Raw genomic sequence first — 15,615 nt, 5'->3', positions numbered from 1 at the left:
TTGAAAATAAATCGATAATCTTGTTTTGAAAGCCATCTGATTTATCAAAAGTCATCCCGAAAACGATTGACACCGAGGTTGAAATCCGATTGACATTGCCTAAATTTGAGTTTCCAAAAACTTGATTTTTCGTTTTATTTCAAAAATTCCAAAATATATTCCTACTTTTGTCGTTTCAAAAGCAAACAGACATATCATGAAGAAAGTATTATTTACACTCATTGCCTTGATTCTTTCAATAGGTTCATACGCCCAACTGATTGCCAACAAAACGGACAACAAAGTCACCATGAATTTCGACTTTTTCTCTGACATTCAGCTGAAAACCAACGACAATTGGGATGCCCGTGGCTTCAACCAAGGTTTCAGCATGGCATTGACCTACAACTTTCCTTTGGGCGAAAGCACAAAACATACCGTCAGCATTGGTGCAGGCTTGAGTTCACATAATTACTATTCCTATAGCCGAATCGACAACCCGTATGCCACTGATACACTTGTATTTATACCATATCGCGGTGAAAAGAACTTCAAGCGTTACAAAGTGAATCCGACTTACATCGACATTCCTTTGGAACTCCGTTTCCGCATCAAGGACGCTTGGAAAATAGGTGTTGGTTTCAAGTTCGGTATCCGTGTTGCTGGCAAGACAAAATATGTGGGACCTAATGAAGACGGCGTGACCATTCGCGAAAAATACTGCGGCATCAAGAATTTGGAACGCTATTCCTACGCTGCAACCCTCCGTGTTGGCTACAAGTGGATTAGCGCCTATTGCTCCTACCAAATGTCGCGCGTGTTCGAATTAGGACATGAAGCACCAGCCATTTGCCCGCTTTCGGTTGGTTTCACCATCGCTCCGTTCTGATTTGCTTTTAGCCTTTAGCTCTTAACCATTAGCCATTAGCTTAAAGCTTATCGCTTTCATGCTCACCAGCCTTTCCCAACACATCATCACTCAGGCCGAAAAGCTCGGCTTTGATGCTTGTGGCATTGCAAAAGCCGATTTTTTAAAAGATGATGCCGAAAAGGTAGAAAAATGGCTCAGTGAAAATTGTCAGGGCGAAATGGATTATCTCACGCGCAACAAGGAAAAGCGTTACGACCCGAGATTGCTTAACGAAGGTACAAAAACCGTTGTTTCAGTACTTTACAATTATTATCCAAAGCAAATCCTAACCTCGGACAATAATTACAAAATTTCCAAATATGCCTATGGCGACGACTATCACGAAGTGGTGAAACAGAAGCTCCGTCAATTGCTTGAAAAAATAGAATTGCTGACAGGGAAATTGGAAAACACACGCATTTTCGTCGATTCGGCACCTGTTCTTGAGCGTGCATGGGCGGTGCGCTGCGGCTTAGGATTCATCGGAAAAAACACCTGCCTCATTCACCCGAAAAAAGGCTCATTTTTTTTCATCGGTCAATTGCTTCTGCCTGTCGAAACAGAACCTGTCGGCAAAATCATTCCGAACCATTGCGGACGCTGCACGCGCTGTTTGGATGCCTGCCCAACAGGTGCATTGAAAGCTCCGTTTCAGCTTGATGCACGCAAATGTATCTCCTATCTCACCATCGAATACAAAGGCGATTTAAGTCAAACCGACACCAATTTCAGCGATTGGATCTACGGTTGCGACATCTGCCAAGATGTCTGTCCGTACAACCGTTTTTCATTGCCAAATTGCGAAGAAAAATTCCAGCCATCCGAAAAGTTACTTGCCTTGAGGAAAACCGACTGGCAAAACTTAGACGAAAACCATTTTAAAGAACTTTTCGGCAAATCGGCAGTGAAACGTGCTGGTTTTGAAGGCTTGAAAAGAAACATTGAAAACCTTTAAGAGGCTGTTTCGGTTTACTTTCAATGAATCTCGTTTCAAACGATTTGGCACAATTTCTCAATAAAATCAAATGCAATCTCTAAAAATATACCGTTTTTCATCTTGACATTTTCGGGAAAAATATGGACTGAAACAGGTCTTGCTTCCAATTCATAATATTGATATTCAATATTTTAAATTATTGACAACTCATAAAAACATGGACAAACGCGGCACGTTCCGTCAATTGCTCTTGACAAATGTTTTTTGTTCGTAATTTTGTGATGTGAAAATCCAATCACTATGAGAACAACGAACAAAACTATTCCATTTTTCCTACTGGCAGCCTTGGTGGTGCTGAGTTCGTGCAACGGTTTTGAGAAACGCTACGAAAAGGCCAACACCTTATATAATAATGGCTGCGAGGCACGGCAGACGAAAAACACCGAAGAAGCCGCCGAAGATTTCACAGAGGCTTTGCTCATCTTGCAGCAATGCAAGCCGCAAACCGATGAAAAAGTCGTGATGCTGAGAAGCGAGCTGCAAGACAACCTCGGCGCCATGTACTGGAAACACGGTCTGTTTGAGGCAGCCTTGGCCGAACATCAGCAAGCCGTCGAAGGCTTCCGCAGCCTTGCCGACGAGCCGAAACTGACCGCCGCCTTGCGCAACTGCGGGCGCGTCGCCACCTCGTTGGGCGATTTTGAACAAGGCAAAGCATACTACGACAGTGCTTTCGTTTTGGCTGAAAAAACCAACAACAAGGCTTTGCTTGGCGACCTCCATTTGGAAATCGGCAGAGACTATTACATGAATATCGGAAAATTTGAAAAAGGCATCGAAGAAGTGACAAAAGCCTTGGAAATGCTTCAAAACCAGCCCGATGCTGACAACGACATCGACATCTGCCACATGACTTTGGGCATTTTGCATTACTACACCAACGAATACGAAACGGCCAAAACGCATTTGGAAAAAGCCTTGCGAAGCGAGCGTGCAGGATTGAGAATGTCGTGCTACCAAACGCTTTACGCCATCAGCAACAATATGGGTGACTTGAACCAAGCAATTGAATATCAAGACCTTTTCATTGAAAACATGATGCAAAGCGAAGCCGAACAAAACACCGAAGCCATGCAGCGCATCAAGGCGGAATATGAACTGAAAATGCAAAAGGCCGAAATGAACGCCGTTCACCGCGTCCACGATTTCAAACTCTACCTTCTGATTGCCGGCATCGTCATCCTGCTGCTTGTCATTTTGCTGATTGTCAGGAAGAAGATTGCCGACCACCGCATTGAGATGGAGCAATTCAAAGGGCAGGTTGAGCGCGATCAAAACCGCATTCACGAACTGGTGAGCGACATGGAAAACCTCATCCGCACCAACGACGAGTTGCGCAAAGACCGCCAGACCCTTTCGCAAAAGGAACTGCTGATGACCAGCCAGATACTGCTGCGCAACAAGGTCTATGCTACGGCCAAAAGCCTCACCGAAGAAGTGACCACCGAATCGCTGAACTTCACGCTCAGCGAGGACGACTGGGCCGATTTCATCGGTCTGACCGATTTGGTTTACGACGGTTTCTCACAGCGTCTGCTCAGCCTTTTCCCGAAACTCTCGAAATGGGATGTGCGCATCTGCTGTCTCTCAAAGCAGAATTTCTCCAACCAGGTGATTTCCATTCTGTTGGACACCCAAACCGATTCGTATTACCGCCGCAAGGTGCGCATCAAGCAGCTGAAAATGGACATGACCGACGACAAGCGCAGCTTCGAGGAAATCGTCAACGCCGTGTAGAGACGTTGCGTGCAACGTCTCCAAACGAGAAATACAATCAATTGAATATTAACAAATTAAAAATTTATACATTATGAAAAGAGTATTATTATTTGTGACATTATTTGCCATCAGTTTCATCGGAAAGGCACAGCAGAATTACGACTTTTCGGCGGTATGTGAAACAGGGGTATCTTTGTACTACAGAATTACATCTGATGCAAACAAAACTGTAGAAGTGGTTTATCCGCATGTTGAGGGCGACTATTGGGGAGGCTACACAAAACCGACAGGTTCTTTAATCATTCCAAGCAGCGTAACGCATGACGGTGTAGATTACACGGTTGTTTCAATCGGGGAATTTGCTTTTTATGAATGCACTGGCTTGACGGCTGTGACTGTTGGCGATTCGGTTTGTGCGATTTATTCACACGCTTTTTTTGGTTGTTCCAATTTGTCTTCAGTCGAAATGCCTGACCAAATGTATATAATTGGAGAAAGAGCCTTTGCCAGAACTGCATTTACAGAAATCGTTCTTCCTTCTGGTTTGTTATACATTGACGAGGCATGCTTTATGGAATGCAATTCGCTGGTTTTAATTACAATACCTGAAAATGTAACTGAAATTGGCAGAATGGCTTTTTTAAATTGCCATTCGTTGCAGTCTGTCACATTTAATGATTCACTTCAAAAGATTTGGGATTCTGCTTTCGGCCATTGTTCCAGCCTTACTGAAGTTGAAATTCCTAATTCCGTCATCCAAATCAGATGGTCGGCTTTCAGTAATTGCACTAACTTGTCGACGGTCACCATTGGCACAGGCACTACGGAAATACAACAGTATGCATTCAGGGAATGTACCGCGTTAGAAACGGTGAACTTTAATGCCATAAATTGTATAGTCAGTGATGAAGCCTGTTTCTGCGACAGTCCAAGATTCAAAAACCTCAATATCGGAGAAGATGTACAACTTATTGACGATTTTGCTTTTACTAATTGTAATTCAATTACTAAACTGGTCATTCCGAATTCTGTCACCACAATAAAATCAAGAGCATTCAAGGAATGCAGAAGTCTCGACACAATTGAAATCGGCAGTTCGTTACAGACACTTGCCGATGACGCTTTTGCTTATTGCGGCGACTCTTTGCTTTACATTTCCGTTGATCATGACAATCCTTATTTCGACACCCGAAACGACTGCAATGCCCTTATCAAGACTTCTACCAACGAGTTGGTTTTGGGAAGTGTGAATACCATCATCCCTGATGGCATCACATCAATAGGAAACTATGCTTTCACCAATCGCAGAATGACAAGTATCAATATTCCAGGAACAATTCAAGCAATTGGAAATGAGTCATTTAATTATTGCAATTTATTGAATACCATCATTTCTGAAGCCATGACGCCACCATTAGCTTATCCCACAACTTTTAATGAATGCGGCTTTGACTATGATGATTTTGAGTCCACAAATGTTTATGTTCCTTACGGAACGAGCCAGCTTTACCGAAACGCTACCGGGTGGAATTATTTCAGCAACTTCATTGAAAGAGGCATGATTATCGGTGGCGCCGAATGGTATTACGAAATCCTAAACGACAACGGCAGCATCACTTACCAGCAGTTGCAGCAAGAGGGCGACACGGTCATCAACCATAAGGACGTGAAAATCATCGTGCGCACCAACACTTTGTATGACAAGCATCAGGAAATCACGCACGAATACGTTTACGAGGAAAATAACGTGGTGTATTGGTGGGACAAGGAAAATGAAAACTTCACGGTTTTGTACGATCAAAACGCTGAAGTCGGCGATGAATGGCAGATTACCAAAGGTGGCAGGTCAATTATTGTCCGTGTTGATGAAGTTTCGGAATATGAATACGAAGGCCGAACTTTCAAGATGATGCATATCAGCGATGAAAACGATGTTTTCACGGGCAACATAGTTTGTGGCGTAGGCCATTTGTCAAGTTTCTTCCCCGAAAAGATAATGCGAAAATCTTGCCCGTTTGTTGTTGAAAGCCTGCGTTGTTACTGGGTGAATGACGATCTGTTTTTCCATCAAGGCGACACGGATTGCGATGAAATTCTTGATGTGGAAGAAAATGTCTCAGCACAAGATTCTGAAAGCATCACCCTCTATCCAAACCCGACCAACGGCACCTTATACATTGAAAGCCAAGGCGATGCCTGCACATTCAGCATCAGCAACATGCTCGGTCAAACCGTGATGACAGGCAACATTGCCGACAACCAAATCATCGATGTTTCAGGATTGGACGATGGGATGTATTTCATCTGCATTGGACAACGGACGGTGAAATTTGTGGTTCGGAAATGATTCTTTGGAAATCCGTGTGGAGACGTTGCGTGCAACGTCTCCACATGGGAAAACCAATTGAATATTAACAAATTAAAATTTATATATTATGAAAAACGCATTATTTACAATGATTATCTGCATGACAGCCATCAGCTTTGCATGGGCGCAGGAAAGGCCAAGCATGATTGCAAACCGCAACTATACCGAAAAACTGGATAGCGTGGTGGAATATCAAGGAGAAAAAAAAGGGTATAATAAATACTCTTATTTTTATTACAATACCGAACATGGCAGTTTGCAACAAGTAGAATACCGGATTGGCCAACGGAATGAAAAACATGATTACCGAATCGATGAAAATGGAAATATCATAGATCGGATACATAAACAACTTTACCCTTACAGTAACCAAGAATTTACTTATGAAAAAGATCACTTGGAATATGATGAAAACGGGAATCTGGTTTTGTCTCTGAATTATCAATACGTTTGGGACGAAAACGATTATATACAATCTATTTGTTTTGGCAAACGGAATGTCTATGATGACCATGGAAATCTCAAAGAATACGAAGAATTCGGGTATTCAACATGCGGGAATTACTGTGTTTCAAAAAGAAAAGAATACCAATATGATGAGCACAACCACCTGATTAATGTGCTTAATTATACTCTGTCAGGAAATAATACGCTTTACCTTGTAAATAAGAGCGACTATGTTTATAACGATGCCAATCTTTTGGAAACTGAAACCAGATATACCATTACGTCACCAGAGTATGATGTTTTAGTGCCTTATTATCAGCTGGTATATTCCTATTATGATAATGGGAACAAGAAAACCTACACGAAGCGAAATTGGTCGGAAAACCATTGGGAGGACGCTGAAAAGCAGGAATACACTTATACGGCTTCAAACATGAATGAAAGCCAGACACACTATGAAGCGGTTGACGGAAACTGGGTGGAACAAAAAAAATATGAATGGTATTACGACGCATCAGACAGGCTCACCGACAGCTTGTTATATGATTGGAAGGAATCTGATTGGGTATTAAAGTGTAAGACGACACTCTCATACAACGAATATGGACTTGAAGAAATAACGTTATATGGTGGCACAACTCCAAGCGAAAAATTCAGTTATGAATACGACGAGAACGGCAACTGCACACTATATGGCAATTATTCGCAGTACGATGCAGAAACTGGCAATTGGAACAAAACCAAAGAAACGATTAACATGACATACGATGCAGAAACACCGATAGAAAACATTTTGCTTTGCAATTCGATATGGTACGATTTCTGTATCCATGATCCTTCTATCAGCGATTATCATATTCCTGTTTTCAATAAAATAACCGAAACACATACCACACGCGTTCCTATAGATAAAAACAACATTTTCTACTATTCACCCTGCCAGTTGGAAAACGGATATTTCGTTTCCCTCAGTTGTGACGATGCAAAAGGCACGGTTTCGGGTGACTGCATTTACAAGGAAAATGAAACTGCCATTGTTTGGGCCAACGGGAAAAACGGCTATCAGTTCAGCCACTGGAGCGATGGCAACACCAATAATCCGAGAACCATCACCGTGACCCAGGACATTGACCTTGAAGCCTTTTTCGAACCTGCCGTTTCGCCTATCGGTGCCGAATGGTACTACGAAATCGTGAACGACAACGGCAGCATCACCTATCAGCACCTGCAATACACCAACGACACGGTCATCAACCATAAGGACGTGAAAATCATTGTGCGCACCAACACGCTCTACGACAAGGGCGAACACCAAACCGTTACGCACGAATACATCTACAATGAGGACAACAAGGTCTTCTGGTGGAACAAGACTTTGAACGAGTTCACCAAACTCTACGATTTTGGTCTTGAGCCTGGCGACGAATGGGAGATTAAGGTTGGCGCGGAAACCCTTGCCATGTACGTCGATGCCGTCGATACGACTCATTACGATGGCAAGACTTATCCGATACAGCGCGTCAGCGACGACAACGGCATTTTCAACGGAACCATTATCTGCGACATCGGTCACCTGACAAGTTTCTTCCCCGAAAAACTGATGAACGAAAAGAAAAGCCACCGCGTGGAGGGCATACGCTGCTACTGGATTGACGGCAACCTGATTTTCAAAAACGGCGACAAAGATTGCGATGCGGTTTATGAAGAAATGCATTCCAGCATTGATGAAACAACAAATGTAAGCTTCGCCCTTTATCCAAACCCGACCAACGGCACCTTATACATTGAAAGCCAAGGCGATACCTGCACATTCAGGATCAGCAACATGCTCGGTCAAACCGTGATGACAGGCAACATTGCCGACAACCAAATCATCGATGTTTCAGGATTGGATGATGGGATGTATTTCATCTGCATTGGACAACGGACGGTGAAATTTGTGGTTCGGAAATGATTATTATTTGGCTGTGTAGAGATGTTTTACAAAACGTCTCTACAGACTCAAATACAAAAATCACACCAACGATTTCAAAATCAATTCTTTAACCGATAGAAGGTTGTCTTTGTCAACCTGCGTTTGCGCAACAATCTTGACTGGAGCCTTGCTGAACACGATGATTTCGTCGCTGAGCAGCAGGGCTTCGTCGATGTCGTGCGTGACGTAAATGACCGTGCGTTTGTCGCGTTTCCAAATCTCCACGAAACGCTCCATGATGTTTTTCTTCAAAGTGATGTCGAGGCCCGAAAAAGGTTCGTCCATCAGGATGACATCAGAATCGATGGCAAAGGCTCTTGCAATGGAAACGCGCTGCGCCATGCCGCCGCTGAGCTGCGAAGGATAATATTGTGCATAATGGTCCATTTCGACCATTTGTAGCAGATAATCAAGTTTTTGCTGGCGTTCGGAAGCCGTAAGGTTGCGATCCATGACAAAACCGATGTTTTCCGCAACGGTTTTCCATGGCATCAATCGTGGCGCCTGAAAGATATAGGAAAAACGCTTGCCGTTGAGGCTGCTGAAATCGCCGCCATCGGCTGCTGTCACCCCGCCCATCATGTTGAGCAAAGTGGTCTTGCCGCAACCCGAAGGACCGAGGATGCAGGAAATCACGCCTTCTTGAAAGGCAATGTCGAAATCCTTGAAAACGACGTTGCCGTCAAATTGCTTGCTGATATGTTTCAGTTCCAATGCCATGTCATTTCCATTTTATCAAATTCTTCTCGCCCCAACGGATGAGTTTTTCAAAGAGAAAACTAATCAGAATGGCGATTAAGGTCCAGGCTATCAGCACATCGACATTCAGGAACGACTGCGCCGCATGCATCCGGCTGCCGATGCCGAATTCCGGCTGACTGAGCACTTCGCCAATCACGATGGCGCGCCAGCCAATGCCGAAAGCACTCGAAATGCCACTCACCACAAAAGGCGCAATGGCGGGTACATACACTTCCTTGATGATGCGGCTCTCGCTGACATGGTAAAACCGCGCCATTTCAATCAGTTTGCCGTCCACATTGCGGATGCCTTCGATGACATTGGTGCAAATCATCGGAAACATGGTGAGAATGCCAATAAACACAGGCACTGAACCTGATTTGAACCATATCAAGGCCAGAAGGATGAATGCCACAACGGGAATGGAACGCATCACCACAATCCAAGGGCGCAAGAAGGCCTCAAATTTTTCATTTACGCCTGCCCAAATGCCTAAACCGACACCCAAAACCAAGGCAATGGCAAAGCCAATCAAGCCGCGCAGAAGCGTGTTGCCGACCACTAAAAGGAAATCCTTTTCGGCAAAAAGCCGGATTGTGGCCAACAAAGTCGCCCAAGGTCCCGGCATGATTTGCTCGGAGCCGATGCGAAGCGCAGCCACTTCCCAAAGCGCCAGCATCACGGCGACGGAGGTTATGCCAATATAGGTTTTCTTTTTATTCATAGAATTTTGCATTAGGCATCTTGCCACCTATGATTTGTGGATCCAATTCATAAAACACACGGAGATAATCTTCAATTTGCTGTTGCACATCTTTTGCAGCGGCAACGCGGAGATGGGAACGCGGAATGGAGTTTTCAGCTGCAATCGCATCGTCAATAATGCCATATTTCACAGCCAATTGCGCTGCTTCTTTCACATTGCCATTCGCCCAATCCACCGATTTTGCGTAGGCTTGCACAACGGCATCGACAACTTCCTTTTGGTTTTCAGCGATTTCGGCGCGGCAGATGAAAGCCGTTTCCGCCAAAGGAATTCCCTTGGTTTTTTGCCATTCTTCACTGAGATTCAACAAGATATGCAATGATGGATTTTTCTCCAAAGCCATGCTCAGGTAAGGTTCAGAGATGACGCTCAAATCGGCGCGGCCCGCCATTGTGGCATTCGCCAAATCGATGTGCGTCGGGAAACGGTAGTCCAAATCTACATCTTCGTAGGGTTTGAGGCCATTTTCGGTCATAAGATAGCGGAACATCACATCGGGCGTCATGCCTTTGGCCATCAGATAGACTTTTCGGCCTTTCAAGTCGTCCCACGACTGGATGGTGCTGTCGTTGCCGCAGAGGTAAAGCGTTCCCCAAACCGGCACCGCAGCAAAGTGATAATCAATGCCTTTGTTGTAAAGCAAGGCTGCCATTGTAGTGGGCAGATTGGCAAAATCGGCGCTGCCGTCGAGCATCATTTTGCGCACTTGCAGCGGCTCATCGAAAACCAGAATCTCGACATTGGCATTTTCCATTTGCTTCACGCTGTCGATGAATTGCAACATTCCCATTGAAGAAGGACCGCGCAAAGTTGCGATAACATAATGGTTTTCAGCCTTTTCGTTTTTGTTTTCACCGCACGATGGAAACCAAGCGAAAAAGGTTAAAGCCGCAATCAATATGCAAGACGATTTGAATTTCATGGCGCAAAAATAGGGAAATTATCATTTTGGAGTGTAGAAGTGTTAAAGTGGAAAGTGAAAAGTGGAAAAGTTAGAAGTGAGAAATTAGGAGTTAGGAGGAAAAAGTTTCAGAGTTTCTAAGTGAAAAGTCTGAGAAATCAGGAATTTTTGCCTCCATGAGCTTTTGTTTCAAAGAAAAAAGGTAGGAACAAAGTTTTGGTTACGCGTCCGCCCTGAAAGGGCAGTCTAATACAGCGAAAGGCAGAGTGAGCTTGCAAACGGCACCCTTCGCGGAAAAAAGAGTGGGAAAATTTTAAAAATCCATAAAATCGGTGAACAAATTCATCGAAAATTATAATATTTGGCGAATTGATTCACCGAAATTAAGGTTTCTTACGCTTGCAGCCATTTATATTTGGCCAGACTGTAAATTGGCAGGAAAGGAATCAGGATTGGCGTTTTCTTGACATATTCCTGATATTTAGGGTCGTTGCCGTAAGTTGTAATTTGTCGGAGTTCCAAACGGCGCGCACCGCTGAACATCACATAGATGATGCCGATGTAACCGATGGCGGCCACAATCCATTGCCACGTGCTGCAACTTGCACCGATGCAAGTCAGGAAACAGCCCGTCCACAAGGTGACTTCGCCCAAATAATTCGGGCAGCGAACAATCTTATATAATCCCGTGTCGACAAATCGCTTCGGATTGACTTTCTTGGCAGCGCTTTTCTGAGCATCGGCAGCCGCTTCGAGGCAAGCACCGGCAACCATCAGCACGGCACCAATCCAAGCCCACACATCACTAATCGGAAGATTTTCAGCGGTATTGCTCAGGCGAAAAGCCACAGGACTGATTTCGGCCACATAAAGAATGGCGCAGAAAATCCAAACCATCATCACTTCAAAAACGGGCTTTTTCTCCTGCAAGGATGGGTCGTAAAGGATTTTGCGGTAGTCGGCACTTTTCCGTTCGCGCTTGAAAAGATAAATGCCCAATCGGCAGCCGTAGGCAAACAGAACCAGACAAAGAACAATGGTCGGCAGGCTGAGCGAACCCCAGAAAATAATGGCAATTGTGGCAGCCAATGCAGCAATGCCAAAGCCGTAGCCGATGCTGAAAAAATAGATGAAATACTTGAAACCCACGCTTGAAGCAAGCAGCGAAACGATGAAAAGGATTAACAAATAATGCATAATTCAATGACTTTTTTGATTTTGCAAAGATAGTTTTTTGTTCCAAATAGATAACAAATTTTGGAAGAATTTGGTTCAAACCATAGGTTAATAGGTGAGCAAAATTAGTTTACATAAAAAACACAATGCTTCGACATCGTCACACCCTTGGAAAAGGGTGTCAAAAATCTGGTTTTCAGCTCATTGAGCCTCTCGAAATGAGAAGTTTTTTTGCAGAATATTTTCGAATGGTTACTTATAATAAAAAGATTCAACTTGCAGATGCCATCGCCATAAGAGCAATTATGACAATACATATCAAAAGCCCTATGATACAGTTTTCAAAGTCGTAAGACCATAATATTTTCGGCTCAAAATTTCCATCTATTTCATCTCTAAGTTTGGTTTTACAGCCTTTAAATAGCCATCTGACAATGGCACCTATAAACATCGCGGTTCCCATGATAGTTTAGTAATCTGAATTTGATCATATCATTTATGCGACAAATATAGTACAATTGTCGATTGTGGAAAGAGGTTGCAAGGTTATAAGTTTAAACAGCATAGTTTTTTCTAAAAATGTTCCAGGCCACAAAATTATGATAATCGAACTATCTTTCATACCTTTGCCACAAATTTAACACACTATGAAAAGATTATCACTTCTTTTGACCTTTTTGGTCTTGTTTCCTTCCTGCCTTTTGTTTGCAGGCGAAGGAATGTGGATTCCTATGTTGTTGCAATACAACGAAAAGGAAATGCAGGAAATGGGTATGAAAATCACTGCCGACGACATTTATTCCATCAACCACGGCAGCCTGAAAGATGCCATCGTGCTGTTTGGCAGCGGCTGCACGGGTGAAATCGTCAGCGACCAAGGTCTACTGCTTACCAATCACCATTGCGGCTACGGCTACATCCAGCGCCACAGCAGCGTGGAGCACGATTACCTCACCAATGGCTTCTGGGCTATGAATCAGGGCGAAGAACTGCCTTGCCCTGGCCTCACCGTCACCATTTTGCGTGAGATGCGCGATGTTACCGAAAAAGTACTGACCGGCATCACCGAAGATATGATGGAAACCGACCGCAATGCGAAAATCGACGACAACATCAAAAAGATTGTGGAGGAAATTGAAAAACAGACGGAATACAAAGTGAGCATAAAACCTTTCTTCTTGGGCAATGAATATTACCTGTTGTTCAACGAAGTGTTCCGCGATGTGCGCCTTGTGGGCTGTCCACCATCCAACATCGGAAAGTTTGGCGGCGACACCGACAACTGGGTCTGGCCTCGTCACACTGGCGATTTCAGCATTTTCCGCATCTATGCCGACAAGGACAGCAAACCGGCAGACTACAGCCGCGACAACGTGCCTTACAAGCCTGTCAAGCATCTCGACATTTCATTGAAAGGCGCCAATGAAGGCGATTTTGCTTTCGTTTTCGGCTATCCGGCTTACACCAGCGAATATCTTCCTGCCGTCGCCATCGACCAGGAAGCCAATCTCACCGACCCTATCACCGTTGACCTTCGCGGCAAGGTGCTCGACATCTACAACAAATATCAGGAGCAAGACCCGAAAGTCCGCATCCAGTATGCTGCCAAACACGCCAACATCGCCAACGGCTGGAAAAAATGGATGGGTGTCACCGAAGGCATCAACAATTTCAAGGGTATCGAAAAGAAGCGGTTCTATGAAAAGAGTTTCCAGGATTGGTGCCTCAAGAGCCGCAGCCGTTATCCTTACATCAATCTTTTGCGTGCTTTTGAAAAGAGTTACAAGGAGTTGGAACCTTATCAGTTGGCTTACACCTACATTGCCGAATCGGGATTGCGCATCGAACTGGTGAATTTCGCCGGCAAATTCTCCAAACTCTCGCAAGTGACCAAGGAAACGCCTCAGGAAGAAATTGACAAAATGATTAATTCATTGAAAGGCACGGCAAATTCATTCTTCAAGGATTATTACATGCCGATTGATAAGGAAGTCGCCGCCATGCTGATTGCCGAATACATGAAGGCTCAGCCCGCCGATTTCCGCCCAGAATTTTTGAACAATATCACTGACATTCAGAAATTTGTCGATAATATGTTTGACAAATCCATTTTGGCTTCCGAAGCATCGGTCAACGCATTGCTCGACAATTTCAAGGCAAAGGATGCCAAGAAACTGCAAAAAGATCCGGCATTGCAGGTCTACCAAAACATCATTGATTTCTATCGCGAAAGTGTTTTCGAAAAGCAAGTCAGCCTCAACAGGGAGAACGACAGCCTACAGCGCATCTACATGCGTGGCCAAATGGAGATGGAGGAACCCGAAAAGCGTTTCTCGCCTGATGCTAATTTTACCTTGCGCGTGACTTACGGCAAAGTGGAAGGCTTCAAGCCGAAAGACGGCATGAACTACCGCCATTTCACCACTTTGGAAGGCATCATGCAAAAGGAAAACCCTGACATTTACGATTATGTGGTTGAACCACGCCTGAAGGAACTTTACAACAACAAGGATTATGGCCGCTATGCCGACAAGGATGGCTCGATGCACGTTGCTTTCACGGCCAGCGTTCACACCACGGGCGGCAACTCGGGCAGTCCGATTCTGAATGCCGAAGGTCAACTCTTAGGTCTTAACTTCGACCGCTGCTGGGAAGGCACGATGAGCGACCTCATCTACGACCCAAGCATCTGCCGCAACATTTCAGTCGATATCCGTTATGTGCTTTTCATCATCGACAAGTTCGCCGGTGCCAAACATTTGGTTGACGAAATGACGATTGTGGAATAAAGCCAAAACCGCAATATTACGACAAAAGGCTGACCGATTTGGCCAGCCTTTTCTGCTGTTTGCCCAACGTAATCTAACTTTGGAACATAAAGACGCACGGCTGTGCGTCTCTACGTTCCAACAGATTGTGACACGACAAAACCTTGCCTGTCATATCTGCATTCTGTTTGTCCATCCGACCGACAATGATAACTTCTATCAACCGAAAGCATCATACTGAGAAAGGTCGATATGTGTTTCACATGTCGACCTTTCTCAAAATCATGGCGATTGAGGCTTAACGCCCATCACTTCTCCGTACACCCATTCGCATTCGTGGACTTTATCAGAATAATTCTATGATGCGTATCCTCGTCCATTTCCGAGGAGTCGGTAGAGGCTGGAGTCTGGATTTGGATTTCAGATTTCTCTTGCGCAGGACTTTGCTTGCAGCTTTTTTCCTGACATCCCGCCAGCAGCAGGGCGGCGGTGACCGCCGCTGCTGCCAAAGGGATGAATTTGATTGCTGTCTTTTTCATTGCTTCACCACTTTGTTCGAATAGACCCTTCCGCCTTCAAGGGTGATTTTCGCCACATACTGCCCTGGCGGAAGGTTTGCCACGTTCATTTCTGCCGTGTGCGAATGGGCCACGCAGCGGCCTGAAACATCGTACAGCTCAATGCTTTCCAATTTCACATCAGGCGAGAATTGTATGGAAAGTCTGTCTTTCACCGGGTTTGGATAGATGAGGTAGGGGCGGACAACCCAACCGTTTTCCTCCACATCGGCGGTTTCATCATGGATGATGCTTAAAAAGCCGGACACCGTCCCGGAATAGTCATACTTTGTGCCACTCGTCACGATGTG

General features: G+C 44.6%; 12 protein-coding genes. 6 read left to right on the top strand and 6 right to left on the bottom strand.

Going from position 1 to position 15,615, the window contains the following annotated elements:
- Window positions 1-196: 196 nt before the first annotated feature.
- The 5 genes from AC06MN_RS03625 (at window position 197) to AC06MN_RS03605 (ending at window position 8,374) form a co-directional block, all read left to right on the top strand.
- Complete coding sequence (locus tag AC06MN_RS03625; protein ID WP_475670992.1) at window positions 197-868, top strand: outer membrane beta-barrel protein; 672 nt, start codon at window positions 197-199, stop codon at window positions 866-868.
- Between the two features lie 58 nt (window positions 869-926).
- Complete coding sequence (gene queG / locus AC06MN_RS03620) at window positions 927-1,844, top strand: tRNA epoxyqueuosine(34) reductase QueG (RefSeq protein ID WP_475670991.1); 918 nt, start codon at window positions 927-929, stop codon at window positions 1,842-1,844.
- Window positions 1,845-2,126: 282 nt separating this feature from the next.
- The gene (locus AC06MN_RS03615) at window positions 2,127-3,623 is read left to right on the top strand and encodes a tetratricopeptide repeat protein (RefSeq protein ID WP_475670990.1); all 1,497 of its coding nucleotides are present in this window, start codon (window positions 2,127-2,129) and stop codon (window positions 3,621-3,623) included.
- 73 nt (window positions 3,624-3,696) lie between these two features.
- A complete protein-coding gene (locus AC06MN_RS03610) occupies window positions 3,697-5,952 on the top strand; it encodes a leucine-rich repeat domain-containing protein (RefSeq protein WP_475670989.1) in 2,256 nt (751 codons plus the stop codon).
- A gap of 88 nt (window positions 5,953-6,040) precedes the next feature.
- Window positions 6,041-8,374, top strand: coding sequence for a T9SS type A sorting domain-containing protein (locus AC06MN_RS03605; protein WP_475670988.1), 2,334 nt, complete (start codon window positions 6,041-6,043; stop codon window positions 8,372-8,374).
- Window positions 8,375-8,434: 60 nt separating this feature from the next.
- Here AC06MN_RS03605 and AC06MN_RS03600 read toward each other — a convergent pair whose 3' ends face one another.
- From AC06MN_RS03600 to AC06MN_RS03585, 4 genes are all read right to left on the bottom strand, one after another.
- Complete coding sequence (locus tag AC06MN_RS03600) at window positions 8,435-9,115, bottom strand: ABC transporter ATP-binding protein (protein WP_475670987.1); 681 nt, start codon at window positions 9,113-9,115, stop codon at window positions 8,435-8,437.
- Between the two features lies 1 nt (window position 9,116).
- The gene (locus AC06MN_RS03595; RefSeq protein WP_475670986.1) at window positions 9,117-9,860 is read right to left on the bottom strand and encodes an ABC transporter permease; all 744 of its coding nucleotides are present in this window, start codon (window positions 9,858-9,860) and stop codon (window positions 9,117-9,119) included.
- Window positions 9,853-10,824: an ABC transporter substrate-binding protein gene (locus tag AC06MN_RS03590; RefSeq protein ID WP_475670985.1), complete on the bottom strand. Its 972-nt coding sequence runs from the start codon at window positions 10,822-10,824 to the stop codon at window positions 9,853-9,855. The genes AC06MN_RS03595 and AC06MN_RS03590 overlap by 8 nt, the downstream gene beginning before the upstream one ends.
- A gap of 372 nt (window positions 10,825-11,196) precedes the next feature.
- Complete coding sequence (locus AC06MN_RS03585; RefSeq protein ID WP_475670984.1) at window positions 11,197-12,000, bottom strand: DUF1295 domain-containing protein; 804 nt, start codon at window positions 11,998-12,000, stop codon at window positions 11,197-11,199.
- A gap of 626 nt (window positions 12,001-12,626) precedes the next feature.
- Between AC06MN_RS03585 and AC06MN_RS03580 the strand changes: the two genes are divergently transcribed.
- Window positions 12,627-14,768: a S46 family peptidase gene (locus AC06MN_RS03580; RefSeq protein ID WP_475670983.1), complete on the top strand. Its 2,142-nt coding sequence runs from the start codon at window positions 12,627-12,629 to the stop codon at window positions 14,766-14,768.
- Window positions 14,769-15,055: 287 nt separating this feature from the next.
- Here AC06MN_RS03580 and AC06MN_RS03575 read toward each other — a convergent pair whose 3' ends face one another.
- Together AC06MN_RS03575 and AC06MN_RS03570 are read right to left on the bottom strand one after the other, a co-directional pair.
- The gene (locus AC06MN_RS03575; protein ID WP_475670982.1) at window positions 15,056-15,286 is read right to left on the bottom strand and encodes a hypothetical protein; all 231 of its coding nucleotides are present in this window, start codon (window positions 15,284-15,286) and stop codon (window positions 15,056-15,058) included.
- Window positions 15,283-15,615, bottom strand: a 333-nt coding sequence (locus AC06MN_RS03570; protein ID WP_475670981.1) for a T9SS type A sorting domain-containing protein, incomplete at its 5' end; no start/stop codon positions are given. The genes AC06MN_RS03575 and AC06MN_RS03570, both read right to left, overlap by 4 nt.

This window comes from Candidatus Limimorpha sp., assembly GCF_056203535.1.
Note: the sequence above shows the minus strand (reverse complement) of the source record. Positions and strands in the feature narration are given on the sequence as shown.